Origin of the sequence: Pseudomonas sp. B21-010, from assembly GCF_024749325.1 — a bacterium.
Taxonomy (GTDB): Bacteria; Pseudomonadota; Gammaproteobacteria; order Pseudomonadales; family Pseudomonadaceae; genus Aquipseudomonas; species Aquipseudomonas kilonensis.
Genome location: NZ_CP087198.1, coordinates 4662208 through 4686852, shown reverse-complemented (window position 1 = coordinate 4686852; position 24645 = coordinate 4662208). Strand labels below are relative to the sequence as shown.

Below are 24645 nucleotides of genomic sequence, written 5' to 3'. Positions count from 1 at the left end.
ATCGGCGCAGGTCGATGATCAACGAGTCAGTACTCCACTGGCGTTCGAGCTGGTTTCAGGCGAACGTGATGGGGGCGCTGTGCACCATAACAATACGTTGACGCTGCCCGACATCCGTCGGGCGCAGCACTTTCGGGGAAGTAACGATGAAGATGCGACGACTCTTGGGCGCAGGTGCCGCACTGGTACTGGCGATCAGCTCCACCCTGGCCAGCGCCGAAAACAAAACCTTGAGCATCGGTTACGTTGACGGCTGGTCCGACAGCGTCGCGACCACTCACGTGGCCGCCGAAGTCATCCAGCAGAAGCTTGGCTACGATGTGAAGCTGCAAGCGGTTGCGACCGGGATCATGTGGCAAGGTGTGGCCACCGGTAAACTCGACGCGATGCTCTCGGCCTGGCTGCCGGTGACCCACGGCGACTATTGGACCAAGAACAAGGACAACGTGGTCGATTATGGCCCCAACTTCAAGGACGCAAAAATCGGCCTGATCGTGCCGGAGTACGTCAAGGCCAAGTCGCTCGAGGATCTCAAGACCGACGACTCCTTCAAGAAACGCATCGTCGGCATCGACGCCGGTTCAGGCGTAATGCTCAAGACCGAACAGGCCATCAAGGATTACGACCTGACCGGTTATCAACTCAAGGCCAGTTCCGGCGCCGGCATGATTGCCGAGCTGACCCGTGCCGAGAAGAAAAACGAATCCATTGCCGTCACCGGGTGGGTGCCGCACTGGATGTTCGCCAAGTGGAAACTGCGCTTCCTGGAAGACCCGAAAGGCGTCTACGGCGCGGCTGAAACCGTGAACAGCATCGGCAGCAAGGAACTGGAGGCCAAGGCACCGGAAGTGGTCGCCTTCCTGAAGAAATTCCAATGGGCTTCGAAAGACGAGATCGGCGAAGTCATGCTGGCGATCCAGGAAGGCGCCAAGCCTGACGCCGCCGCCAAGGACTGGGTTGCCAAGCACCCGGATCGCGTGAAGGAGTGGACCGGCAAGTAATCGGCCTGGTTTAGCTGTTCCGAAAAACCGCATGACCGTGTGTCATGCGGTTTTTTTGTGCCCGCAATTCCTGGTTTCCCCCAACCCCCTGTGGGAGCGAGCTTGCTCGCGATAGCGGTGTGTCAGCTTGCATCTACACTGACTGTGCTACCGCCATCGCGAGCAAGCTCGCTCCCACAGGGGAGGGGCTTGGGTTTTTTTGCGGAAAACTGGCAAAACCGTCATGTCGTTCTAATACTAAGGTCGTCTGGAACCTGGCCTTGAGCCGCATAGAGTAGGGCTGTTCCAATTAAATCTGTGCTGCGAGGATAAAAACAATGAACGACAGCATTTACCTCTCGATTCAAAACAGCCCGCGCTTCAAGGAGCTGGTGAGAAAAAGGGAAAAGTTCGCCTGGATTCTCTCGGCGATCATGCTTGGGCTGTATTCCGGCTTCATTCTTCTGATCGCCTACGGGCCACACATTCTCGGGGCCAAGATCACGCCTGAGTCCACCATCACCTGGGGCATTCCCATCGGTGTCGGCCTGATTGTCTCGGCCTTCGTCCTGACCGCTATCTACGTACGACGCGCCAACGGCGAGTTCGACGACCTGAACAATGCGATTCTCAAGGAGGCTCAGCAATGATCCGGCGTCTACTGGCTCTATTGAGCATCGCAGCGTTTGCCCCGGGCGCCTGGGCGGCTGAAGCCCTGACCGGTGCCGTGCAGAAACAGCCTCTGAACGTCTCGGCCATCGTGATGTTCGTGGTCTTCGTCGGTGCGACCCTGTGCATCACTTACTGGGCCTCCAAGCGCAACAAGTCGGCCGCTGACTATTATGCGGCGGGCGGGCGGATCACCGGTTTCCAGAATGGCCTGGCCATTGCCGGTGACTACATGTCGGCGGCGTCCTTCCTGGGGATCTCCGCACTGGTGTTCGCCTCCGGCTACGACGGTCTGATCTACTCGATCGGCTTCCTGGTGGGCTGGCCGATCATTCTGTTCCTGATCGCTGAACGCCTGCGTAACCTGGGTAAATACACCTTTGCCGACGTGGCGTCCTATCGCCTTGGGCAAGCCCAGATCCGCAGTCTGTCCGCCTGTGGCTCGCTGGTCGTGGTGGCGTTCTACCTGATCGCGCAAATGGTCGGTGCCGGCAAGCTGATCCAGCTGCTGTTCGGCCTGGACTACTACGTTGCGGTGATCCTGGTCGGTATCCTGATGTGCCTCTACGTGTTGTTCGGCGGCATGCTGGCCACCACCTGGGTACAGATCATCAAGGCGGTGCTGTTGCTGTCGGGTGCTTCGTTCATGGCCCTGATGGTCATGAAACACGTCAACTTCGACTTCAACATGCTGTTTGCCGAAGCGGTCAAGGTCCACCCTAAAGGTGAGGCGATCATGAGCCCTGGCGGCCTGGTGAAGGATCCGATCTCGGCCTTCTCCCTGGGGCTGGCGCTGATGTTCGGTACCGCAGGCCTGCCGCACATCCTGATGCGCTTCTTCACCGTGAGCGACGCCAAGGAAGCGCGCAAGAGCGTGCTGTATGCCACTGGTTTCATCGGCTACTTCTACATCCTGACCTTCATCATCGGCTTCGGCGCGATCCTGCTGGTCAGCACCAACCCGGCCTTCAAGGACGCGGCAGGTGCCTTGCTCGGCGGCAACAACATGGCGGCGGTGCACCTGGCCAACGCTGTGGGCGGCAGTATCTTCCTGGGCTTCATCTCGGCGGTAGCCTTTGCCACCATCCTGGCGGTGGTCGCGGGCCTGACCCTGGCCGGTGCCTCGGCGGTGTCCCATGACCTGTATGCCAGCGTGATCAAGAAAGGCAAGGCCAACGAGAAGGACGAGATTCGCGTCTCGAAAATCACCACCATCGCCCTGGCGGTGCTGGCGATTGGCCTGGGCATCCTGTTCGAGAAGCAGAACATCGCGTTCATGGTCGGCCTGGCGTTCTCCATTGCGGCGAGCTGCAACTTCCCGGTACTGCTGCTTTCGATGTACTGGAAGAAGCTGACCACCCGTGGCGCCATGATTGGCGGTTGGCTGGGCCTGGTCAGTGCCGTGGGCCTGATGATCCTCGGCCCGACCATCTGGGTGCAGATCATGGGTCACGAGAAGGCGATCTTCCCGTATGAATACCCTGCGCTGTTCTCGATGGCCATCGCCTTCGTCGGCATCTGGTTCTTCTCCATTACCGACAAGTCGGCTGAAGGTGCCAATGAGCGGGCGCTGTTCTTCCCGCAGTTCGTGCGTTCGCAGACGGGCCTGGGGGCGAGTGGGGCGGTTAACCATTGATGTAGAGATAAGTGCTTGAAGAAATACCCCGGTCGAGAGGCTGGGGTATTTTTTTGTGTGCGATAACTGCGGTTTGAGTGATGACGTCTTCGCGAGCAAGCCCGCTCCCACAGGTAATGCTGTTCACTTAAGGCTGTGGATTGGGGTAGGGGTGTATATCCGTTGCTGCGGTAACGGCTGCTTAGGGTTCCGCCCTGACGGCGGGTCACTTTTGAAAAGCGCCAAAAGTAACCAAAACCGCTTTGCCCCACCACTCGGCACCTCGCCTAGGCTCGGTGTGCCCTCACTCCGGCATTGCTCCGTGGGCTCGCCGCGAAGGGCCATCCATGGCCCAGCGCGGCTATCCCGGCATCCATGCCGGGATGCCCACTGCGCAATGCCTGCGTTCGGCCAGCGTGGTTAACGGGGCGCCCCAGATCAAGATCAGAAGCGAGGCGGCCTGATAGCCGACCTGGCTCTGGGTGATCGCGTTTCTCCTGTGGGAGCGAGCTTGCTCGCGATAACGCCGGCCCATCCAACATCTCCATCGACTATGAAACCGCTATCGCGAGCAGGCTCGCTCCCACAGTTGGATTGAAGTACTGCCGCCAGAGGCAGGTCGGCTGCCAGGCCGCCTCGCGGTGGACGTTGATCTCGGCGCCCCGTTAACCACGCTGGCCGAACGCAGGCATTGCGCAGTGGGTACCTCGGCATGGATGCCGAGGTAGCCGCGCTGGGCCATGGATGGCCCTTCGCGGCGGCCCACGGAGCAATGCCTTCGTTCAGGCACACCGAGCCTAAGCGAGGTGCCGAGTGGTGGGGCATGAGCGCTTTGGTTACTTTCGACTGGGCCGGCTTCCGGGCTTTTCGAAAGTGACCCGCCGTCAGGGCGGAACCCTAAGCAGCCGTTACCGCAGCAACGGATATGTACCCAACCCAACCCCAAAGGAAACGGCGCTCCCTCGGAAAAGCGCCGTTTCCTTAAGTGAGCGGTATTACGTTCCCGCAGGGGATTTGCGTCATGCACAGGGTCCAATGTGGGAGCGAGCTAGCTCGCGAAGGTGTCGGAGCAGTCGCCGCAGATATCAAAGAGAGCACAAGCAAAACAGCCCCTGCTCTTATATAAGAAGCAGGGGCTGTTTCAGTACAGCTTGGGACCTATAGCAAGGAAGGCCTTACTTGCGGTCTTCCAGCTGGGTGATGTCACGCGACTCGTAGCCGGTGTACAGCTGGCGCGGGCGGCCGATCTTGTACGGGCTGGAGAGCATTTCCTTCCAGTGGGAGATCCAGCCGACGGTCCGCGCCAGGGCGAAGATCACGGTGAACATGCTGGTTGGAATGCCGATCGCCTTGAGGATGATCCCCGAGTAGAAGTCGACGTTCGGGTACAGCGAGCGTTCGATGAAGTACGGGTCGGTCAGGGCGATCTCTTCCAGGCGCATGGCCAGTTCGAGTTGCGGATCGTTCGTGATCCCCAGTTCCTTGAGCACTTCGTCGCAGGTCTGCTTCATGACGGTGGCGCGCGGGTCGCGGTTCTTGTAGACCCGGTGACCGAAGCCCATCAGCTTGAACGGATCGTTCTTGTCCTTGGCCTTGGCGATGAACTTGTCGATGTTCGAAACATCGCCGATTTCATCGAGCATGGTCAGTACCGCTTCGTTGGCACCGCCGTGGGCTGGGCCCCAGAGTGCGGCGATACCGGCGGCGATACAGGCGAACGGGTTGGCACCCGAGGAGCCGGCCAGGCGCACGGTGGACGTGGAGGCGTTCTGCTCGTGGTCGGCATGGAGGATGAAGATCCGGTCCATGGCCTTGGCGAGCACCGGGCTGATCGGTTTGATCTCGCACGGGGTGTTGAACATCATATGCAGGAAGTTCTCTGCATAGGTCAGGTCGTTGCGCGGGTACATCATGGGCTGGCCCATGGAGTACTTGTAGACCATGGCTGCCAGGGTCGGCATCTTCGCCACCAGGCGGATCGCGGAGATTTCGCGATGCTGGGGGTTATTGATGTCCAGGGAGTCGTGGTAGAAGGCCGAGAGGGCGCCGACAACGCCGCACATCACGGCCATCGGGTGGGCATCGCGACGGAAGCCGTTGAAGAAGGTCTTCAACTGCTCGTGAACCATGGTGTGGTTCTTCACGGTGCTGACGAACTGGGCCTTTTGCTCTGCGGTTGGCAGCTCGCCATTGAGCAGCAGGTAGCAGGTTTCCAGGTAGTCCGATTTTTCAGCCAGTTGCTCGATCGGGTAGCCGCGGTGCAGCAGGATGCCGTTGTCGCCGTCGATATAGGTGATTTTCGATTCGCACGAGGCGGTCGACATGAAACCTGGGTCAAAGGTGAAACGGCCCGTGGCCGTCAGGCCCCGTACGTCGATTACATCGGGACCAACGGTGCCGGTTAAAATGGGCAGCTCGACGGGGGCTGCGCCCTCGATGATCAACTGCGCTTTTTTGTCAGCCATGTGGCCTCCTATTAATGCTTGGAATCATCAGACAGACCCCCCACGCAGGGCCCGCACCACTATAGTGAGATAAATCCGAATGTCAATTTGCCTAAAGTCTTGCTCCAGAAGGCTTTAACCGGACTTTTTCCGCGAAATTACCTGCCGTTTACGCCTTTTGCGCCGTATGTGCAATGCGCTATTAGGGGAAGGTGAACGCGTTGTCATTAGTAGCCTAACTGTCTATACTCGGCCACCGACCGCCAGGGGCTTTTGGGCCTGCTTTCTTGGGGGTCGTCACTCCCTGGGTGGTGAGTACCTGACCAGTGCGCGCCCCAACAACTTTGCCCTGATTGTTAGGGGCTCTTCAGTGTGAAAAAAAAGCCGTGAAAAGCCAACGACCTGTAAACCTAGACCTAAGGACCATCAAACTCCCAGTCACTGCTTACACGTCCATTCTTCACCGTATTTCCGGTGTCATCCTCTTCGTCAGCCTGGCCATCATGCTTTATGCATTGGACAAGTCGCTCGATTCGGAAGAAGGCTTCGGTCAGGTGAAAGCGTGTCTGACCAGTCCGCTAGCCAAGCTAGTGATTTGGGGCATCCTGTCCGCCTTGCTGTATCACTTGGTTGCCGGTGTGCGCCACTTGATCATGGACATGGGCATCGGTGAGACGCTGGAAGGCGGCAAGCTGGGCTCGAAAATCATTATCGCCGTGTCTGCGGTGCTGATCGTTCTGGCAGGAGTCTGGATATGGTAACCAACGTCACGAACCTTTCGCGTTCGGGCCTCTATGACTGGATGGCGCAGCGTGTGTCTGCGGTCGTTCTCGCGGCTTACTTCATCTTCCTGATCGGATATGTCGTAGCAAACCCAGGCCTGGGCTACGCCCAATGGCATGAACTGTTCGCAAACAACTGGATGCGTATCTTCAGTCTGCTGGCACTTGTCGCACTGGGCGCTCACGCCTGGGTCGGCATGTGGACCATCGCGACCGACTACCTGACGCCAATGGCGTTCGGCAAGTCGGCGACTGCCGTACGTTTCCTCTTCCAGGCAGTATGCGGCGTTGCGATGTTCGCTTACTTCGTCTGGGGTGTGCAGATTCTCTGGGGTATCTGATCCATGGCTAACATTCCAACGATTTCTTTCGACGCTATCATCATTGGTGGTGGCGGTGCCGGCATGCGCGCAGCGCTGCAACTGGCACAGGGCGGTCACAAGACTGCCGTGATCACCAAGGTTTTCCCTACCCGTTCGCACACTGTTTCCGCCCAGGGTGGCATCACCTGCGCCATCGCTTCGGCCGACCCGAACGATGACTGGCGCTGGCACATGTACGATACCGTCAAGGGTTCCGACTACATCGGTGACCAGGACGCTATCGAATACATGTGTCAGGAAGGCCCGGCCGCAGTGTTCGAGCTGGACCACATGGGTATGCCATTCTCGCGTACCGAGCAAGGTCGTATCTATCAGCGTCCGTTCGGTGGCCAGTCCAAGGACTACGGCAAGGGCGGCCAGGCTGCGCGTACTTGCGCGGCGTCCGACCGTACCGGTCACGCGCTGCTGCACACCCTGTACCAGGGCAACCTGAAAGCCGGTACCACGTTCCTGAACGAGTACTACGCCGTTGACCTGGTGAAGAACCAGGACGGCGCGTTCGTCGGCGTGATCGCGATCTGCATCGAAACCGGCGAAACCACCTACATCCGCGCCAAGGCCACCGTACTGGCGACCGGCGGTGCAGGCCGTATCTACGCATCCACCACCAACGCCCTGATCAACACCGGTGACGGCGTCGGCATGGCCCTGCGTGCTGGCGTTCCGGTGCAAGACATCGAAATGTGGCAGTTCCACCCAACCGGCATCGCCGGCGCCGGTGTACTGGTGACCGAAGGTTGCCGTGGTGAAGGTGGTTACCTGATCAACAAGCACGGCGAGCGTTTCATGGAGCGTTATGCTCCGAACGCCAAGGACCTTGCCGGTCGTGACGTGGTTGCCCGTTCGATGGTTAAGGAAATCATCGCTGGCAACGGTTGCGGTCCGAATGGCGACCACGTGATGCTCAAGCTCGACCACCTGGGCGAGGAAGTGCTGCACAGCCGCCTGCCAGGTATTTGCGAACTGTCCAAGACCTTCGCTCACGTCGACCCGGTCGTCGCGCCAGTTCCAGTAGTTCCAACCTGCCACTATATGATGGGCGGCGTTGCCACCAACATTCATGGCCAGGCAATCACCCAGAACGCCGAAGGCGTGGACGCAATCATCCCTGGCCTGTTCGCAGTGGGTGAAGTGGCGTGCGTATCGGTCCACGGTGCCAACCGCCTGGGCGGCAACTCGTTGCTCGACCTGGTGGTCTTCGGTCGCGCTGCCGGCCTGCACCTGGAAAAAGCGCTGTCCGACGGTATCGAATATGACGATGCCACCGACGCCAACATCGAAGCCGCCCTGGCGCGTCTGTCCGCTCTGAACGAGCGTACCGAAGGCGAAGACGTGGCGACCCTGCGTCGCGAGTTGCAAAACTGCATGCAGAACTACTTCGGTGTATTCCGTACCGGCGAATACATGCAGAAGGGTATTGCCCAGCTGGCGCAATTGCGTGAACGAATCGCCAACGTGAAGATCAACGATAAGTCGCAGGCGTTCAACACTGCCCGTATCGAAGCGCTGGAGTTGCAGAACCTGCTGGAAGTGGCCGAAGCCACCGCCATCGCCGCAGAAGTGCGTAAAGAGTCCCGTGGCGCCCACGCCCGCGAAGACTTCGAAGACCGTGACGACGAAAACTGGCTGTGCCACACCTTGTACTTCCCGGGTGATAAGCGCGTCACCAAGCGTGCCGTGAACTTCTCGCCGAAGACTGTTCCGACTTTCGAACCAAAAGTCCGGACTTATTAAGGGTGACCGCTATGTTGCAAGTCAGTGTTTATCGCTACAACCCTGATCAGGACGCTGCGCCGTTCATGCAGGACTTCCAGGTCGACACCGGTGGTAAAGACCTGATGGTGCTGGACGTGCTGGCCCTGATCAAGGAGCAGGACGAGGGTTTCTCCTATCGTCGCTCTTGCCGTGAGGGCGTTTGCGGCTCCGACGGCATGAACATCAACGGCAAGAACGGCTTGGCTTGCATCACGCCGCTGTCTGCCGTGGTCAAGGGCAACAAGCTGATCGTTCGTCCGCTGCCAGGTTTGCCGGTTATCCGTGACTTGGTCGTCGATATGAGCATCTTCTACAAGCAATACGAGAAGGTGAAGCCATTCCTGCAGAACGACACGCCGGCTCCGGCCATCGAGCGTCTGCAGACTCCTGAAGAGCGTGAGAAGCTCGACGGTCTGTACGAGTGCATCCTGTGCGCTTGCTGCTCGACCTCGTGCCCATCCTTCTGGTGGAATCCGGACAAGTTCCTGGGCCCGGCCGCCCTGCTGCAAGCGTACCGCTTCCTGGCAGACAGCCGTGACACCAAGACGTCCGAGCGTCTGGCTTCGCTGGATGACCCGTTCAGCGTATTCCGCTGCCGCGGGATCATGAACTGCGTCAACGTCTGTCCGAAAGGCCTGAACCCGACTAAGGCCATCGGTCACATTCGTAACATGCTGCTGCAAAGCGGCGTGTGATTCAGCTGCTGTACCCGTAGGACCGCTTTACCCGTAGAAGGCCAGGCGCGGGCTTCAACCCGCGCTCAGGCTATAACCAGAACAGCCGCTCACAAAGCGGCGGTTCTTATTTTGAAGAAATGAGACAAGCAGGGGCATCCGGGCTGGTACCCGGACTATCAGCGTGATCCTAAGTGGCTTGTTTTAGTCGCTGCACTCGGACTTCTGCAAGTTTGCTCGGTGTTTTCGCCGGTGGTGTTCCCCTAATCGAGGGTGACCAAGCATGCAAGAAAGCGTGATGCAGCGCATGTGGAACAGTGCCCACCTTTCCGGTGGTAACGCTGCCTATGTGGAAGAGCTTTACGAGCTCTACCTGCACGACCCTAACGCTGTGCCAGAAGAATGGCGCACCTACTTTCAGAAGTTGCCGGCTGACGGTAACTCTGCCACTGATGTTTCGCACTCGACGATTCGCGATCATTTCGTGTTGCTGGCAAAGAACCAGCGCCGCGCTCAACCGGTATCTGCCGGCAGCGTGAGCAGTGAACACGAGAAGAAGCAAGTTGAAGTGCTGCGACTGATCCAGGCCTACCGGATGCGTGGCCACCAGTCAGCCCAGCTTGACCCGCTGGGGCTGTGGCAGCGTCCTGCACCTGCAGACCTGTCGATCAATCACTACGGCTTGACCAATGCCGATCTTGATACGACCTTCCGTGCCGGCGACCTGTTCATCGGCAAAGAGGAAGCGAGCCTACGCGAAATTCACGAAGCGTTGCAGCAGACATATTGCCGCACCATCGGCGCTGAATTTACGCATATCACCGATTCCGAGCAGCGCCAGTGGTTCCAGCAGCGTCTGGAAAGCGTGCGCGGCCGTCCGACGTACTCTGTCGACATCAAGAGCCACCTGCTCGAGCGCGTCACCGCCGGCGAAGGCCTTGAAAAATACCTCGGGACCAAATACCCGGGTACCAAGCGTTTCGGTCTGGAAGGCGGCGAGAGCCTGATTCCGATGCTCGACGAGTTGATCCAGCGTTCCGGTTCCTACGGCACCAAGGAAATCGTGATCGGCATGGCCCACCGTGGTCGCCTGAACGTGCTGGTCAACACCTTCGGCAAGAACCCGCGCGAGCTGTTCGACGAGTTCGAAGGCAAGAAGAAGGTCGAGCTGGGTTCCGGTGACGTGAAATACCACCAGGGCTTCTCGTCCAACGTGATGACCGCAGGTGGCGAAGTGCACCTGGCCATGGCGTTCAACCCGTCTCACCTGGAAATCGTTTCTCCAGTGGTCGAAGGTTCGGTCCGCGCCCGTCAGGATCGTCGTAACGACCCTACCGGCGAGAAGGTGCTGCCGATCTCCATCCACGGTGACGCGGCATTCGCCGGTCAGGGCGTGGTCATGGAAACCTTCCAGATGTCGCAGACCCGCGGTTTCAAGACCGGCGGCACCGTGCACATCGTGATCAACAACCAGGTCGGTTTCACTATCAGCAACCCGCTGGACTCGCGCTCCACCGAGTATGCGACCGACGTTGCGAAGATGATCCAGGCGCCGATCCTCCATGTGAATGGTGATGATCCGGAAGCCGTGTTGTTCGTGACCCAGCTGGCCATCGACTACCGCATGCAGTTCAAGCGTGACGTGGTGATCGACCTGGTCTGCTACCGTCGTCGCGGCCACAACGAGGCCGACGAGCCAAGCGGCACCCAGCCAATCATGTATCAGCAGATCACCAAGCAGCGCACCACCCGTGAGCTGTATGCCGATCATCTGACCCAGAGCGGTGTGCTGGACGTTGAGCGTGTTCAGGCGAAAGTCGACGAATACCGCAACGCGCTGGACAACGGTCTGCACGTGGTAAAAAGCCTGGTCAAAGAGCCGAACAAAGAGTTGTTCGTGGACTGGCGTCCGTATCTGGGCCACGCCTGGACCGCGCGTCACGACACTCGCTTCGATCTGAAAACCTTGCAGGAACTGTCCGCCAAGCTGCTGGAAATTCCGGAAGGCTTCGTGGTTCAGCGCCAGGTCGCGAAAATCTACGAAGACCGGCAGAAGATGCAAGCCGGCGGCCTGCCGATCAACTGGGGTTACGCCGAAACCATGGCGTACGCGACCCTGGCGTTCGAAGGTCACCCGATTCGCATGACGGGTCAGGACATCGGTCGCGGTACGTTCTCGCACCGTCACGCTGTCTTGCACAACCAGAAAGACGCGGGTACCTACGTCCCGCTGCAAAACCTGTACAAGGGCCAGCCACGTTTCGACCTGTACGATTCGTTCCTGTCCGAAGAAGCCGTGCTGGCGTTCGAATACGGTTACTCGACCACCACGCCTGAGGCGCTGGTGATCTGGGAAGCCCAGTTCGGCGACTTCGCCAACGGTGCCCAGGTGGTTGTCGACCAGTTCATCACCAGCGGCGAGCACAAGTGGGGCCGTCTCTGCGGTCTGACCATGCTGTTGCCACACGGTTATGAAGGGCAGGGGCCGGAGCACTCTTCGGCGCGTCTGGAGCGTTACCTGCAACTGTGTGCCGAGCACAACGTCCAGGTCTGCGTACCGACCACGCCAGCACAGATCTACCACTTGCTGCGTCGTCAGGTCATCCGTCCGCTGCGCAAGCCGCTGATCGTGCTGACACCGAAGTCGCTGCTGCGTCACAAACTGGCGATCTCCACGCTCGAGGATCTGGCCGAAGGCTCGTTCCAGACCGTTATTTCGGAAATCGACACCCTGGACGCGGCGAAGGTCACTCGCCTGGTCCTGTGCAGCGGCAAGGTCTACTACGACCTGCTGGAAAAACGTCGTGCCGAAGGCCGCGAAGACATCGCCATCGTGCGGATCGAGCAGCTTTACCCGTTCCCGGAAGAAGACCTGATGGAGGCCATCGCGCCTTACACCAACCTCACCCACGTGGTGTGGTGTCAGGAAGAACCGATGAACCAAGGCGCGTGGTACAGCAGCCAGCATCACCTGCGTCGCAGCATCGGCAACCACAACAAGGCCCTGGGCCTGGAATATGCCGGCCGTGATGCTTCTGCTGCACCTGCGTGTGGTTATGCGTCGATGCACGCCGAGCAGCAGGAAAAACTGCTGCAAGATGCCTTCACTGTTTAACGCCTTCGCGCTGACTGAAACCGAATTTTAAGGACCCACAGATAATGGCTATCGAAATCAAAGCCCCGTCATTCCCGGAATCGGTTGCCGATGGCACCGTTGCCACCTGGCACAAGAAACCAGGCGAGGCCGTCAAGCGTGACGACCTGATCGTCGACATCGAGACCGACAAGGTCGTGCTGGAAGTATTGGCCGAAGCTGACGGCGTGCTGGGCGCAATCATTGCCGAGGAAGGCGCTACCGTTCTGTCGAACCAGGTCCTGGGCTCGATCGAAGAGGGCGGCGCTGCCGCTGCTCCAGCCGCCGCTGCTGCACCGGCTGCCGCCCAGGCTGCTGCTCCAGCCGCTGGTGGTGAAGACGATCCGGTCGCTGCCCCTGCTGCTCGCAAGCTGGCTGAAGAGAACGGCATCAACATCGCTTCCGTTGCCGGCACCGGCAAGGGTGGTCGCGTGACCAAGGAAGACGTGGTTGCAGCCGTTGCCGCCAAGAAAGCCGCTCCGGCCGCCGCGCCAGCCAAGCCTGCCGCACCTGCCGCTGCCGCTCCGGTGTTCGCTGCCGGTGATCGCGTTGAAAAACGCGTTCCGATGACCCGCGTTCGCGCTACCGTGGCCAAGCGTCTGGTAGAAGCCCAGTCGAACATGGCGATGCTGACCACCTTCAACGAAGTCGACATGACCGAAGTCATGGCCCTGCGTTCGAAGTACAAGGATCTGTTCGAGAAGTCCCACAACGGCGTACGCCTGGGCTTCATGTCGTTCTTCGTCAAGGCTGCCACCGAAGCGCTGAAACGCTTCCCGGCCGTCAACGCGTCGATCGACGGTTCCGACATCGTCTACCACGGCTACGCCGACATCGGTGTTGCTGTTTCCAGCGACCGTGGCCTGGTGGTTCCAGTACTGCGTAACGCCGAACTGATGAGCCTGGCCGAAATCGAAGGCGGCATCGCCACCTTCGGCAAGAAGGCCCGTGACGGCAAGCTGTCCATCGAAGAGATGACCGGCGGTACGTTCACCATCACCAACGGTGGTACATTCGGTTCGATGATGTCGACCCCGATCGTCAACCCGCCACAAGCGGCTATCCTGGGCATGCACAACATTCTGCAGCGTCCGATGGCGATCAATGGTCAGGTCGTGATTCGTCCGATGATGTACCTGGCACTGTCCTACGATCACCGCCTGATCGACGGTAAAGAAGCCGTGACGTTCCTGGTAACCATCAAGAACCTGCTTGAAGATCCGGCTCGTCTGCTGCTGGATATCTGATTTTCGCCGCGAGGGCCGGTCTGTTTTGACCGGCCTCTTGCTGAAACAACCGGTTTCGTCCCTCGACGGTCATCACAAGTGATCGTCCGGTTTGATTCGAAAAGGAATGACTCATGACTCAGAAATTCGACGTGGTAGTGATTGGTGCGGGCCCTGGCGGCTACGTAGCGGCCATCAAGGCTGCGCAACTGGGCCTTACCACTGCCTGCATCGAGAAATACACCGACAAGGAGGGCAAACTGGCCCTCGGTGGTACTTGCCTGAACGTCGGTTGCATTCCTTCCAAGGCGCTGCTGGACAGCTCCTGGAAGTTCCACGAAGCCCAAGACGGCTTCGCGATCCACGGCATCAGCACGGGCGACGTGAAGATGGACGTGCCAGCGATGGTGGGTCGCAAGGCCAACATCGTCAAGAACCTGACCAGCGGTGTTGCCACCCTGTTCAAGGCCAATGGCGTGACCTCGATCCAGGGCCACGGCAAGCTGCTGATGGGCAAGAAAGTCGAAGTGACCAAGCCAGACGGCTCGGTTGAAGTGATCGAAGCCGAGAACGTCATCCTGGCGCCAGGCTCGCGTCCGATCGACATTCCACCGGCTCCGGTCGACCAGAACGTGATCGTCGATTCCACCGGTGCCCTGGAATTCCAGACCGTGCCAAAACGCCTGGGCGTGATCGGCGCTGGCGTGATCGGCCTCGAGCTGGGTTCGGTATGGTCGCGCCTGGGTGCGCAAGTCACCGTACTGGAAGCCCTCGACACCTTCCTGATGGCCGCTGACACTGCGGTTTCCAAGGAAGCGCTGAAAACCCTGACCAAACAGGGCCTGGACATCAAGCTGGGCGCTCGCGTCACCGGTTCGAAGGTCAACGGCGAAGAAGTCGTGGTGACCTACACCGACACCAACGGCGAACAGACCATCACCTTCGACAAGCTGATCGTCGCGGTCGGCCGTCGTCCTGTGACCACCGACCTGCTGGCTGCCGATAGCGGCGTGGAAATCGACGAGCGCGGCTTCATTGCCGTCGACGACCAGTGCGCAACCGCAGTACCGGGCGTCTTCGCCATCGGTGACGTGGTTCGCGGCATGATGCTGGCACACAAGGCATCCGAAGAAGGCATCATGGTTGTCGAGCGCATCAAGGGCCACAAAGCCCAGATGAACTACGACCTGATCCCTTCGGTTATCTACACCCACCCGGAAATCGCATGGGTTGGCAAGACCGAGCAGGCCTTGAAAGCCGAAGGCGTTGAAGTTAACGTCGGCACCTTCCCGTTTGCAGCCAGTGGCCGTGCCATGGCAGCCAACGATACCGGTGGTTTCGTGAAAGTCATCGCCGATGCCAAGACGGATCGCGTATTGGGCGTTCACGTCATTGGCCCAAGCGCTGCCGAGCTGGTACAGCAAGGCGCGATCGGCATGGAATTCGGCACCAGCGCTGAAGATCTGGGCATGATGGTCTTCTCCCATCCGACCCTGTCCGAAGCCTTGCACGAAGCGGCCCTGGCCGTAAATGGCGGCGCCATTCACGTGGCCAACCGCAAGAAGCGTTAATAGACAATAAGAAACCACGGCGGTATGGCCCGTCGTGAGCCTTGCGAGCAAGACTCACCGCGGAATATCCGCTGGACGCAGCCTTGCGTAGCCGAACCGGTTAACTGGAACGCTACGCAAGCAGCAGTCACAGGTGGTGCGGCACCAGAACGGTGCAGCACCGAATGCGCAGTACCTAACGAAGACGGTAATAAGCATGAATCTTCACGAGTATCAGGGTAAGCAGCTGTTCGCTGAGTACGGCCTGCCAGTATCCACCGGTTACGCGGTAGACACCCCGGAAGCGGCAGCAGAAGCTTGCGACAAAATCGGTGGCAGCGAATGGGTTGTCAAAGCCCAGGTTCACGCCGGTGGTCGCGGTAAAGCGGGCGGCGTCAAGCTGGTTCGCAGCAAAGAAGACGCCAAAGCCTTCGCACAGCAGTGGCTGGGCAAGCGTCTGGTGACTTACCAGACTGACGCTAACGGTCAGCCAGTCACCAAGATCCTGGTTGAATCGTGCACTGATATCGCTAAAGAGCTGTACCTGGGCGCTGTCGTTGACCGTTCGAGCCGCCGCATCGTGTTCATGGCTTCCACCGAAGGTGGCGTGGACATCGAGAAAATCGCTCACGATACCCCTGAGAAAATCCTCAAGGCCACCATCGATCCACTGGTTGGCGCACAGCCATTCCAGGGTCGCGAGCTGGCATTCCAGCTGGGCCTGGAAGGCAAGCAAGTTGCTCAGTTCGCCAAGATCTTCGTAGGTCTGGCCAAGCTGTTCAAGGATCACGACCTGGCACTGCTGGAAGTGAACCCGCTGGTGATCAAGGCCGACGGCGACCTGCACTGCCTCGATGCCAAGATCAACATCGACGCCAACGCCATGTACCGTCAGCCTAAGCTGAAGACTTTCCACGATCCGTCGCAAGACGATCCGCGCGAAGCGCACGCTGCCAAGTTCGAACTGAACTACGTAGCCCTGGAAGGTAACATCGGCTGCATGGTCAACGGTGCTGGCCTGGCCATGGGTACCATGGACATCGTCAACCTGCATGGCGGCAAGCCAGCCAACTTCCTCGACGTGGGCGGTGGTGCTACCAAGGAACGCGTAACCGAAGCGTTCAAGATCATCCTGTCCGACACCAACGTCGCTGCAGTACTGGTCAACATCTTCGGCGGCATCGTTCGCTGCGACATGATTGCCGAAGGCATCATCGGCGCCGTGAAAGAAGTTGGCGTGAAAATCCCGGTTGTTGTTCGCCTTGAAGGCAACAACGCTGAGCTGGGCGCTAAAGTACTGGCAGAAAGCGGTTTGAACATCATCGCTGCTACCAGCCTGACCGACGCTGCTCAACAAGTTGTCAAAGCTGCGGAGGGCAAATAATGAGCGTCCTGATCAATAAAGACACCAAGGTTATCTGCCAGGGTATTACCGGTTCGCAAGGTAGTTTCCACACCCAGCAAGCCATCGAATACGGCACCAAGATGGTTGGCGGCGTAACACCGGGCAAGGGCGGCACCGAGCACCTGGGCCTGCCAGTGTTCAACACCGTGAAAGATGCTGTAGCCGCCACTGGCGCCACCGCCAGCGTGATCTACGTTCCAGCTCCTTTCTGCAAGGACTCCATCCTTGAAGCGGCGTTCGGCGGCATCAAGCTGATCGTCTGCATCACCGAAGGCATCCCGACCATCGACATGCTGGAAGCCAAGGTCAAGTGCGACGAGCTGGGTATCACCCTGATCGGCCCTAACTGCCCAGGCGTGATCACTCCAGGCGAATGCAAGATCGGCATCATGCCAGGTCACATTCACTTGCCAGGCAAGGTCGGTATCGTTTCCCGTTCCGGCACCCTGACCTACGAAGCTGTGAAGCAGACCACTGACGCCGGTTTCGGTCAGTCGACTTGCGTCGGCATCGGCGGTGACCCGATCCCAGGCTCGAACTTCATCGACATCCTGAAGCTGTTCCAGGAAGACCCGAAGACCGAAGCGATCGTCATGATCGGTGAGATCGGCGGTTCGGCTGAAGAAGAAGCGGCTGCCTACATCAAGGCCAACGTGACCAAGCCGGTTGTTTCCTACATCGCTGGTGTGACTGCTCCTCCGGGCAAGCGCATGGGCCATGCTGGCGCAATCATCTCTGGCGGCAAAGGCACTGCAGACGAGAAATTCGCTGCACTGCAAGACGCAGGCGTGAAAACCGTGCGTTCGCTGGCAGACATCGGCAAGGCCCTGGCCGAGCTGACTGGCTGGGAAATGAAGAAGTAAGCTTCGGCTGACCTTTTCGTTCCAGCAACAAAGGCCACCTTCGGGTGGCCTTTGTCGTTTCTGGGTTCAGGGTGCCAGTTAGGGCCCTATCGCGAGCAAGCTCGCTCCCACAGTCGAGCGCATTTCATTGTGGGAGCGAGCTTGCTCGCGATGACGGAATGACAGTCGCCAACCATTTACATGCAAAAACGCGACACACGAACGTCGTGCATCGGATAGTTCGCCCCTTAACAGTGCGCTTTCTCGCTAAATTCGTTAGGCTAGCAGCCATTTTTGCGACCGCTGCCCACAAGGAAGCGCCGCGCTAAACGGGTCGGTCCCATACGGATCGGCAGCATTTCCCTCATCCATAAGGGAAATCCCTCTCTAAATTCCGATTCAGTAGTGTGGTTTCCTTAATGAAAGTGTTGAAAGGCCAGGACATCCTGGCGCTAGGTTTCATGACATTTGCCCTGTTCGTCGGGGCCGGCAACATCATCTTCCCGCCTATCGTCGGTTTGCAGTCCGGACCTCATGTCTGGATGGCGGCGCTGGGCTTCTTGATCACGGCGGTCGGGCTGCCGGTCATCACGGTCGTTGCACTGGCCAAGGTGGGCGGTGCGATGGACGCCTTGAGCAGCCCAATCGGCAAGCTCGCCGGTGGTGTACTGGCGGCGGTGTGCTACCTGGCCGTCGGCCCGTTGTTCGCCACGCCGCGTACCGCCACCGTTTCATTCGAAGTCGGCTTGGCGCCGTTTACCGGTGAAAGCCCGCTGGCGCTGTTCCTCTATAGCGCAGCGTATTTCCTGCTGGTGTTTTTCATCTCGCTCTACCCGGGCCGCCTGCTGGACACCGTCGGGCGCTTCCTCGCGCCACTGAAGATCATCGCCCTGGCCGTGCTCGGCATCGCGGCGTTTGCCTTGCCCGCCGGCGATGTCGGCGTGGCGACCCCCGAGTACATCGCGGCACCGTTCTCCCAAGGGTTCATCAACGGCTACCTGACCATGGATACCCTGGGCGCCTTGGTGTTCGGCATTGTCATCGTCAACGCGATCCGTTCCCGGGGCGTCGAGTCGCCGGCCTTGATCACCCGCTATGCGATCATCGCCGGGCTGATTGCCGGGGTGGGCCTGGCGCTGGTCTACGTCAGCCTGTTCCGCCTGGGTTCGGGCAGTCATGAGGTGGCAGTGGGCGCAACCAACGGCGCCGCTGTGCTGCATGCCTACGTGCAACACACCTTCGGCAGCCTGGGCAGTGGTTTCCTCGCCGTACTCATCTCCCTGGCGTGCCTGGTGACCGCAGTTGGCCTGACCTGCGCCTGCGCCGAGTACTTCAGCCGCGTCCTGCCGCTGTCCTACAAGACCTTGGTCGTGATCCTGGCGGCCTTTTCGCTGCTGGTCTCCAACCTGGGCCTGACCAAGCTGATCGCGTTCTCGATTCCGGTCCTCACCGCGATCTATCCGCCGTGCATCGCCCTGGTGGCCCTGAGCTTCTGCAAGGACTTCTGGCACGAGCAGGGGCGCATCGTTGGCCCGGTGATGCTGGTGTCGTTCCTGTTTGGCCTGATCGATGCGCTCAAGGGCGCTGGCCTGGCGGACTGGATGCCGGCGCAACTGGCCCACCTGCCGCTGAGCGAGCAGGGCCTGGCCTGGCTGGTGCCTTCGGTGATGACCCTGGCGGTCGCGGTGGTGTGCGATCGCCTGCTGGGCAAGCGCAGCGAAGCGTTGGCTTAAGCGGCCTACTGGCAGATCCATCGGCAAGAACTGAAATGCCCCGTATCAAACGATACGGGGCATTTTTTTTGAGTGCAGTGTCTTTTTCCGTGGGCTAACGTCGAAGCAGTGTCTTGAAAAACCTGCACAGAACCCTGTGGGAGCGAGCTTGCTCGCGATAGCGGTCTATCAGCTACCTCATGGCTGACTGATCCGACGCCATCGCGAGCAAGCTCGCTCCCACAGGTCGGCATTTCAAGGCAAGTCTGGCTTTAGACGTCATGTTTTTAGACACACAGGAAATCGAATGTCATTCATCCAAGCCAACCTGATCCACCTGCTTGCCGCCGCCTGGTTCATCATCTGCTGGGCGGGCTACACCCGTTATGCCACCTGGAAGGCGCGCGACACGGCGTGCCTGGCCAGCGTGATGCACCTGTACCGCGAAGACTGGATGCGCCGCATGCTGCTGCGTGAGAACCGTATCGCCGATGCCAGCGTGATCGGCAACCTTGAGCGCAACGCATCCTTCTTCGCCTCCAGCACATTGATCATCCTGGCCGGTATCCTGACGGTACTCGGGGCGTCCGATCGGGCGGTGTCGTTGCTGGCGGACATACCCATGGTGCAGCAGGCGTCCCAGGGCATGGCGGAGGTCAAGTTGCTGTGCCTGGCACTGGTGTTCGTGTATGCGTTCTTCACGTTCAGTTGGTGCATGCGCCAGTACAACTTCGCGGCGGTCCTGATTGGCTCGGCACCGATGATCGGCGAGCGCCATGTGTCGGAGCAGGAGCGCAAGGCCTTTGCGCTGAGGGCAGCGCGAGTGATCTCCATGGCCGCCAACCAGTTCAACTTCGGCCTGCGTGCCTATTATTTCGGCATGACCATGTTGGCGTGGTTCGTCAGCCCCTGGTTATTCATGTTGATGAGTGCTGGCGTGGTGTTCGTGCTGTATCAGCGCGAGTTTCACTCCGATGTACTGGACGTGATGGTCTATACCCCCACCGAAGCACCCGTGTCCGAGGTGGGCAAGGAAGCAGCCTGACAGGCGGCGCCGCCAAATCGCAGGCAAAAGAAAACCCGCACCAGGCGGGTTTTCTTTTGCTGCTAAAACCGTATCAGTTGGTTTTAGCTGGAGTCGCTGGAGTAGCTGGGGCTGCTTCTTTCGCGGCCGCTTCGTTCGATTCAGCCTGCTTTTTGGCGGCTTCGGCGTTTTCTTTCGCCGCGTCGTTCACTTTATCCTGTGCTTTGTTCATGTCTTGCTGAGCTTGCTCAGCGTGTTGTTGGGCATCTTGAGCTTTGTCCTCGGATTTTTTATCGCAGGCAGCGAGGCCGAGGGAAGCGGCCAACATCAAGGCAATAGCAAAAGTCTTACGCATGGGGTGTTTCTCCTTATGGAAATAACTACTGGCCTTTTGAACGCCTCCCCTCGGATTAAGTTCCTGTTGTGTAACAGATATATAACTTTGCACTGCGATGGAACTTTGTGCATCGCGCCTGTGGTCAGGTCTCGTCACTCATTGGAGCGTTAATCGAATGGCCGAAGACCCCGTTTTTGAGCGTGCAACACGTTTTTTATCCGCACTCAGGCATTGCCAGGTGCTGGGCTTGAAGTTGCACAGTGCCAGTCGTGACGGGCTGACGGTCATCCTGCCGTTCAGCCCGCAAATCGTCGGCAATCCCCTGACGGGCATCATCCACGGCGGGGCGTTGACCTCGTTGATGGACACCGCGTGCGGCATGTCGACCTTGTGTGTGCTGCCGCAATTCGAAGTCTGTCCCACCCTCGACCTGCGCATCGACTACATGCACGCTGCCGAGCCCCACAAGGACGTCTACGGCTTCGCGCAATGCTATCGAGTGACCCCGGACGTGATCTTCACCCGGGGTTTCGCCTACCAGGACGATCCCGAGCAACCCATCGCCCATGTGGTGGGGACATTCATGCGCCTGGGCCAGCATGCCAGGGGAATGGGGAAGGGCGTTCCGATGACCGCTGTGGGCCAGCCATGACCGATATCCTCCAGGAACAACTGCGCCGCGCCTGCGAGCAGGGCGACTATGCGCTGCTGCTCGCCTCGATTCCCTATGCCCAACTCATCGGCGTCGAATGCACGCGCCAGGGCGACGACTTGTTGTTTCGCCTGCCGGCCAACAAAGACAACATTGGTAACCCTTTACTGCCGGCCATCCACGGTGGGGTCATCGCCGGTTTCATGGAACTGGCCGCTGCCGTGCATCTGTTGATCGCCACTGGCACGCCGGGCATACCGAAAATCATCGATTTCTCCCTGGATTACCTGCGCACCGGACAGTTTCGCGACACCTATGCCAAATGCCAGGTCTGGCGCCAGGGCCGGCGGGTCGCCAACGTCGCGATCACCGCCTGGCAAGACGCCGAGGCACAACCCATCGCCACCGCCCGGGCGCATTTCAAGATCCAGGAGCCGTCAAAACCGGATCGCCCTTGAAATCATCAGCGTTGCCCCCACCTTGAGGACATCCCGCCGCCAATCTCAGCGAGGCGGACACCACCATCCACTTGGAGTTTGATGACCATGAGCGTGGAAACTCAAAAGGAAACCCTGGGCTTCCAGACCGAGGTGAAGCAACTGCTGCACCTGATGATTCACTCGCTGTATTCCAATAAGGAAATTTTCCTTCGCGAGTTGATTTCGAACGCCTCTGACGCTGTCGACAAATTACGTTTCGAAGCCCTTTCCAAGCCAGAATTGCTGGAAGGCGGCGCTGAGCTGAAAATCCGTGTGAGCTTCGATAAGGACGCGAAAACCGTCACCCTCGAAGACAACGGCATTGGCATGAGCCGCGAAGAGGTGATCACGCACCTGGGCACCATCGCCAAGTCCGGCACCGCCGACTTCATGAAGAACCTGTCCGGTGACCAGAAGAAAGATTCCCACCTGATTGGTCAGTTCGGCGTCGGTTTCTATTCCGCGTTCATCGTTGCCGACCAGGTTGAAGTGTTCAGCCGCCGTGCCGGCCTCGCGGCGAGCGAAGGCGTGCACTGGTCGTCCAAGGGCGAGGGCGAGTTTGAAGTCGCCACCGTCGACAAGGCTGATCGCGGCACCCGCATTGTGCTGCACCTCAAGTCCGGTGAAGACGAGTTCGCCGATGGCTGGCGTCTGCGCAACATCATCAAGAAGTACTCCGACCATATCGCGCTGCCAATTGAGCTGCCGAAGGAAGTCACCGCTGCCGAAGGCGAAGAAAAGCCTGAAGTGGAATGGGAAACCGTCAACCGCGCCAGTGCCTTGTGGACCCGTCCGCGCACCGAGGTGAAAGACGAGGAATACCAGGAGTTCTACAAGCACATCGCCCACGACTTCGAGAACCCGCTGAGCTGGAGCCATAACAAGGTCGAAGGCAAGCTGGAGTACAGCTCGTTGCTGTACGTGCCGGCCCGTGCGCCGTTCGATCTGTATCAGCGCGAAGCGCCACGCGGCCTGAAGCTGTACGTGCAGCGTGTGTTCGTGATGGACCAGGCCGAATCGTTCCTGCCGCTGTACCTGCGCTTCATCAAGGGTGTGGTGGACTCCAACGATTTGTCGCTGAACGTTTCGCGGGAAATCCTGCAGAAAGATCCGATCATCGATTCCATGAAGTCGGCACTGACCAAGCGCGTGCTGGACATGCTGGAAAAACTGGCGAAGAACGAGCCCGAGCAGTACAAGGGCTTCTGGAAAAACTTCGGCCAGGTGATGAAAGAAGGTCCGGCCGAGGACTTCGCCAACAAAGAGAAGATCGCCGGCCTGCTGCGTTTTGCGTCGACCCAGGGTGACGATGGCGAGCAGATCGTTGGCCTGGCCGATTACCTGGCCCGCACCAAGGAAGGCCAGGACAAGATCTACTACCTGACCGGTGAAACTTATGCACAGGTCAAGAACAGCCCGCACCTGGAAGTCTTCCGCAAGAAAGGCATCGAAGTGCTGCTGCTGACCGACCGCATCGATGAATGGCTGATGAGCTACCTCAGCGAGTTCGACGGCAAGAGCTTTGTCGACGTGGCCCGTGGTGACCTGGACCTCGGCAACCTGGATTCGGAAGAAGACAAGAAAGCCGCCGAAGAAGTCGCCAAGAGCAAGGAAGGCCTGGTCGAGCGGATCAAGGCGGCCCTGGGCGATGCTGTCAGCGAAGTGCGTGTCTCGCACCGCCTGACCGATTCCCCGGCGATCCTGGCCATCGGTGAGCAGGACCTGGGCCTGCAAATGCGCCAGATCCTCGAAGCCAGCGGCCAGAAAGTCCCGGACTCCAAGCCGATCTTCGAATTCAACCCGGCCCACCCGCTGGTGGAAAAACTCGACAACGAGCAGAGCGAAGAGCGTTTCGGCGATCTGTCGCACATCCTGTTCGACCAAGCGGCCCTGGCGGCTGGCGACAGCCTGAAGGACCCGGCGGCGTATGTGCGTCGCCTGAACAAGCTGTTGGTTGAGCTGTCAGCTTAATCTGACGCAGAAAAGTCCCTTGTGGGAGCGAGCTTGCTCGCGATTTCGATCGAACATTCAACAGATGAGTTGACTGGTCTACCGTCATCGCGAGCAAGCTCGCTCCCACAATGGCTTCTTGAATGTTTCATCAAGAGGAGTCCGTCATGAGTCAGGTTACGGTTCGTTCGCTGGTCTATCAGATCGATGGTCAAAGTTATGAAGGTCGCCTGGCCTTCGACGTCAGCCAACAGGGCTCGCGCCCGGGTTTGCTGATGGCGCCGAATTGGATGGGCGTAGGGGCGGGGGCCGAGGACATCGCCAGATCGGTGGCGGCCAACGGTTATGTGGTGTTGATCGCCGACCTGTACGGGCAGGCGGTTCGCCCGAGCAATGCCGATGAGGCGGGAGCGGCGATGATGCCCCTCAAGAACGACCGGGCGTTGTTGCGCAAGCGCATGCAGGCGGCGCTCGAGCAACTGCAGAGCCAGGGCGAAGCGCAGGTCGACGCTTCCAGGCTGGCCACGTTCGGCTTTTGCTTCGGTGGCTGCTGCGCCCTGGAACTGGCCCGCAGCGGCGCACCGCTGAAGGCGGCGATTTCCTTCCACGGCACCCTGGATACACCGAACCCGGCCGATGCGCAGAACATCAAGGGCGCGGTGTTGGTCATGCATGGCGCCTCGGACCCGCTGGTGCCGAAAGAGCAGCTACCGGCCTTCGAAGATGAAATGAACGCCGCCGGGGTGGATTGGCAACTGCTGAGCTACGGCGGTGCGGTGCATTCGTTCACCGACCCGCAGGCCAATGTGCCGGGCAAGATGATGTACAACGCCAAGGTCGCCGGGCGGGCGTTCAGATCGATGCATAATTTGTTGGATGAAGTGTTCAGGGGCTGAATGCTTCAAGTTGAACCTGTGGCGAGGGAGCTTGCTCCCGCTGGGCCTGTAGGAGCTGTGTAGGAGCTGTCGAGTGCAACGAGGCTGCGATCTTTCCCCAGTCACTTGAACCTCAAGCGAAAGATCAAGATCAAAAG

General features: G+C 59.3%; 20 protein-coding genes. 18 read left to right on the top strand and 2 right to left on the bottom strand.

All coding sequences use genetic code 11. From position 1 onward, the window contains the following. The first annotated feature begins 146 nt into the window (after positions 1-146). From LOY50_RS20725 to LOY50_RS20715, 3 genes are all read left to right on the top strand, one after another. Entirely contained in the window at positions 147-1001 is an 855-nt protein-coding gene (locus LOY50_RS20725) for a glycine betaine ABC transporter substrate-binding protein (RefSeq protein ID WP_214509653.1), read from the top strand. 317 nt (positions 1002-1318) lie between these two features. After that, on the top strand, positions 1319-1630 hold the full coding sequence (locus LOY50_RS20720) for a DUF485 domain-containing protein (protein WP_003204445.1): 312 nt from the start codon (positions 1319-1321) through the stop codon (positions 1628-1630). Further along, on the top strand, positions 1627-3285 hold the full coding sequence (locus LOY50_RS20715) for a cation acetate symporter (protein ID WP_253477000.1): 1659 nt from the start codon (positions 1627-1629) through the stop codon (positions 3283-3285). The genes LOY50_RS20720 and LOY50_RS20715 overlap by 4 nt, the downstream gene beginning before the upstream one ends. A gap of 1154 nt (positions 3286-4439) precedes the next feature. Here the strand turns inward: LOY50_RS20715 and gltA are convergent. Further along, a complete protein-coding gene (gltA, locus tag LOY50_RS20710) occupies positions 4440-5729 on the bottom strand; it encodes a citrate synthase (protein ID WP_014339589.1) in 1290 nt (429 codons plus the stop codon). Between the two features lie 365 nt (positions 5730-6094). On the opposite strand from gltA, the gene sdhC reads away from it, so the two are divergent. The 11 genes from sdhC (at position 6095) to LOY50_RS20655 (ending at position 20215) form a co-directional block, all read left to right on the top strand. Then, positions 6095-6469 (top strand): succinate dehydrogenase, cytochrome b556 subunit, encoded by a 375-nt coding sequence (gene sdhC / locus LOY50_RS20705; protein ID WP_003179220.1) that lies wholly within the window; start codon positions 6095-6097, stop codon positions 6467-6469. Then, the gene (gene sdhD, locus LOY50_RS20700) at positions 6463-6831 is read left to right on the top strand and encodes a succinate dehydrogenase, hydrophobic membrane anchor protein (protein WP_003204438.1); all 369 of its coding nucleotides are present in this window, start codon (positions 6463-6465) and stop codon (positions 6829-6831) included. Before sdhC ends, sdhD begins: the two co-directional genes overlap by 7 nt. A 3-nt stretch (positions 6832-6834) precedes the next feature. Then, positions 6835-8607, top strand: a complete 1773-nt coding sequence (gene sdhA / locus LOY50_RS20695) for a succinate dehydrogenase flavoprotein subunit (RefSeq protein ID WP_253476996.1) — start codon at positions 6835-6837, stop codon at positions 8605-8607. A gap of 11 nt (positions 8608-8618) precedes the next feature. Then, positions 8619-9323, top strand: a complete 705-nt coding sequence (locus tag LOY50_RS20690) for a succinate dehydrogenase iron-sulfur subunit (protein WP_003204434.1) — start codon at positions 8619-8621, stop codon at positions 9321-9323. A 262-nt stretch (positions 9324-9585) separates the two neighbouring features. Beyond that, positions 9586-12417 carry a 2-oxoglutarate dehydrogenase E1 component gene (locus tag LOY50_RS20685; protein ID WP_253476993.1) on the top strand — a complete coding sequence of 944 codons (2832 nt, stop codon included), beginning with the start codon at positions 9586-9588 and terminating at the stop codon, positions 12415-12417. Between the two features lie 44 nt (positions 12418-12461). Further along, positions 12462-13682 carry a 2-oxoglutarate dehydrogenase complex dihydrolipoyllysine-residue succinyltransferase gene (gene odhB / locus LOY50_RS20680; RefSeq protein WP_253476990.1) on the top strand — a complete coding sequence of 407 codons (1221 nt, stop codon included), beginning with the start codon at positions 12462-12464 and terminating at the stop codon, positions 13680-13682. Positions 13683-13795: 113 nt separating this feature from the next. After that, entirely contained in the window at positions 13796-15232 is a 1437-nt protein-coding gene (lpdA, locus tag LOY50_RS20675; RefSeq protein WP_253476987.1) for a dihydrolipoyl dehydrogenase, read from the top strand. A 196-nt stretch (positions 15233-15428) separates the two neighbouring features. Beyond that, positions 15429-16595, top strand: a complete 1167-nt coding sequence (gene sucC, locus LOY50_RS20670) for an ADP-forming succinate--CoA ligase subunit beta (RefSeq protein ID WP_007919879.1) — start codon at positions 15429-15431, stop codon at positions 16593-16595. Beyond that, on the top strand, positions 16595-17479 hold the full coding sequence (gene sucD / locus LOY50_RS20665) for a succinate--CoA ligase subunit alpha (protein WP_003179236.1): 885 nt from the start codon (positions 16595-16597) through the stop codon (positions 17477-17479). Before sucC ends, sucD begins: the two co-directional genes overlap by 1 nt. A 398-nt stretch (positions 17480-17877) precedes the next feature. Beyond that, positions 17878-19191, top strand: a complete 1314-nt coding sequence (brnQ, locus tag LOY50_RS20660) for a branched-chain amino acid transport system II carrier protein (RefSeq protein WP_253476984.1) — start codon at positions 17878-17880, stop codon at positions 19189-19191. Positions 19192-19477: 286 nt separating this feature from the next. Further along, on the top strand, positions 19478-20215 hold the full coding sequence (locus LOY50_RS20655) for a DUF599 domain-containing protein (RefSeq protein WP_018610109.1): 738 nt from the start codon (positions 19478-19480) through the stop codon (positions 20213-20215). 73 nt (positions 20216-20288) lie between these two features. Here LOY50_RS20655 and LOY50_RS20650 read toward each other — a convergent pair whose 3' ends face one another. Further along, positions 20289-20549 (bottom strand): hypothetical protein, encoded by a 261-nt coding sequence (locus LOY50_RS20650; RefSeq protein ID WP_053189659.1) that lies wholly within the window; start codon positions 20547-20549, stop codon positions 20289-20291. A 157-nt stretch (positions 20550-20706) separates the two neighbouring features. Here LOY50_RS20650 and LOY50_RS20645 point away from each other — a divergent pair, with 157 nt between their 5' ends. The 4 genes from LOY50_RS20645 to LOY50_RS20630 all read left to right on the top strand — a co-directional run bounded on the left by LOY50_RS20645 (position 20707) and on the right by LOY50_RS20630 (position 24508). Then, positions 20707-21183, top strand: a complete 477-nt coding sequence (locus LOY50_RS20645; RefSeq protein WP_214509659.1) for a PaaI family thioesterase — start codon at positions 20707-20709, stop codon at positions 21181-21183. Continuing rightward, positions 21180-21641 (top strand): PaaI family thioesterase, encoded by a 462-nt coding sequence (locus tag LOY50_RS20640; RefSeq protein ID WP_253476982.1) that lies wholly within the window; start codon positions 21180-21182, stop codon positions 21639-21641. Before LOY50_RS20645 ends, LOY50_RS20640 begins: the two co-directional genes overlap by 4 nt. A gap of 87 nt (positions 21642-21728) precedes the next feature. Further along, positions 21729-23633, top strand: a complete 1905-nt coding sequence (gene htpG, locus LOY50_RS20635; RefSeq protein ID WP_024617132.1) for a molecular chaperone HtpG — start codon at positions 21729-21731, stop codon at positions 23631-23633. Positions 23634-23779: 146 nt separating this feature from the next. After that, complete coding sequence (locus LOY50_RS20630) at positions 23780-24508, top strand: dienelactone hydrolase family protein (protein WP_258689063.1); 729 nt, start codon at positions 23780-23782, stop codon at positions 24506-24508. Positions 24509-24645 lie beyond the last annotated feature (137 nt).

Excerpts from the sequence above, each read along its gene's own strand:
- LOY50_RS20655 (WP_018610109.1), top strand. The coding sequence starts at position 19,478 with ATGTCATTCATCCAAGCCAACCTGATCCACCTGCTTGCCGCCGCCTGG.
- lpdA (WP_253476987.1), top strand. The coding sequence starts at position 13,796 with ATGACTCAGAAATTCGACGTGGTAGTGATTGGTGCGGGCCCTGGCGGC.
- sdhA (WP_253476996.1), top strand. The coding sequence starts at position 6,835 with ATGGCTAACATTCCAACGATTTCTTTCGACGCTATCATCATTGGTGGT.
- LOY50_RS20640 (WP_253476982.1), top strand. The coding sequence starts at position 21,180 with ATGACCGATATCCTCCAGGAACAACTGCGCCGCGCCTGCGAGCAGGGC.
- LOY50_RS20725 (WP_214509653.1), top strand. The coding sequence starts at position 147 with ATGAAGATGCGACGACTCTTGGGCGCAGGTGCCGCACTGGTACTGGCG.
- LOY50_RS20630 (WP_258689063.1), top strand. The coding sequence starts at position 23,780 with ATGAGTCAGGTTACGGTTCGTTCGCTGGTCTATCAGATCGATGGTCAA.
- sucC (WP_007919879.1), top strand. The coding sequence starts at position 15,429 with ATGAATCTTCACGAGTATCAGGGTAAGCAGCTGTTCGCTGAGTACGGC.
- sdhD (WP_003204438.1), top strand. The coding sequence starts at position 6,463 with ATGGTAACCAACGTCACGAACCTTTCGCGTTCGGGCCTCTATGACTGG.
- LOY50_RS20715 (WP_253477000.1), top strand. The coding sequence starts at position 1,627 with ATGATCCGGCGTCTACTGGCTCTATTGAGCATCGCAGCGTTTGCCCCG.
- htpG (WP_024617132.1), top strand. The coding sequence starts at position 21,729 with ATGAGCGTGGAAACTCAAAAGGAAACCCTGGGCTTCCAGACCGAGGTG.
- gltA (WP_014339589.1), bottom strand. The coding sequence starts at position 5,729 with ATGGCTGACAAAAAAGCGCAGTTGATCATCGAGGGCGCAGCCCCCGTC.
- LOY50_RS20690 (WP_003204434.1), top strand. The coding sequence starts at position 8,619 with ATGTTGCAAGTCAGTGTTTATCGCTACAACCCTGATCAGGACGCTGCG.
- LOY50_RS20685 (WP_253476993.1), top strand. The coding sequence starts at position 9,586 with ATGCAAGAAAGCGTGATGCAGCGCATGTGGAACAGTGCCCACCTTTCC.
- LOY50_RS20720 (WP_003204445.1), top strand. The coding sequence starts at position 1,319 with ATGAACGACAGCATTTACCTCTCGATTCAAAACAGCCCGCGCTTCAAG.
- LOY50_RS20645 (WP_214509659.1), top strand. The coding sequence starts at position 20,707 with ATGGCCGAAGACCCCGTTTTTGAGCGTGCAACACGTTTTTTATCCGCA.
- brnQ (WP_253476984.1), top strand. The coding sequence starts at position 17,878 with ATGAAAGTGTTGAAAGGCCAGGACATCCTGGCGCTAGGTTTCATGACA.
- odhB (WP_253476990.1), top strand. The coding sequence starts at position 12,462 with ATGGCTATCGAAATCAAAGCCCCGTCATTCCCGGAATCGGTTGCCGAT.
- sucD (WP_003179236.1), top strand. The coding sequence starts at position 16,595 with ATGAGCGTCCTGATCAATAAAGACACCAAGGTTATCTGCCAGGGTATT.
- LOY50_RS20650 (WP_053189659.1), bottom strand. The coding sequence starts at position 20,549 with ATGCGTAAGACTTTTGCTATTGCCTTGATGTTGGCCGCTTCCCTCGGC.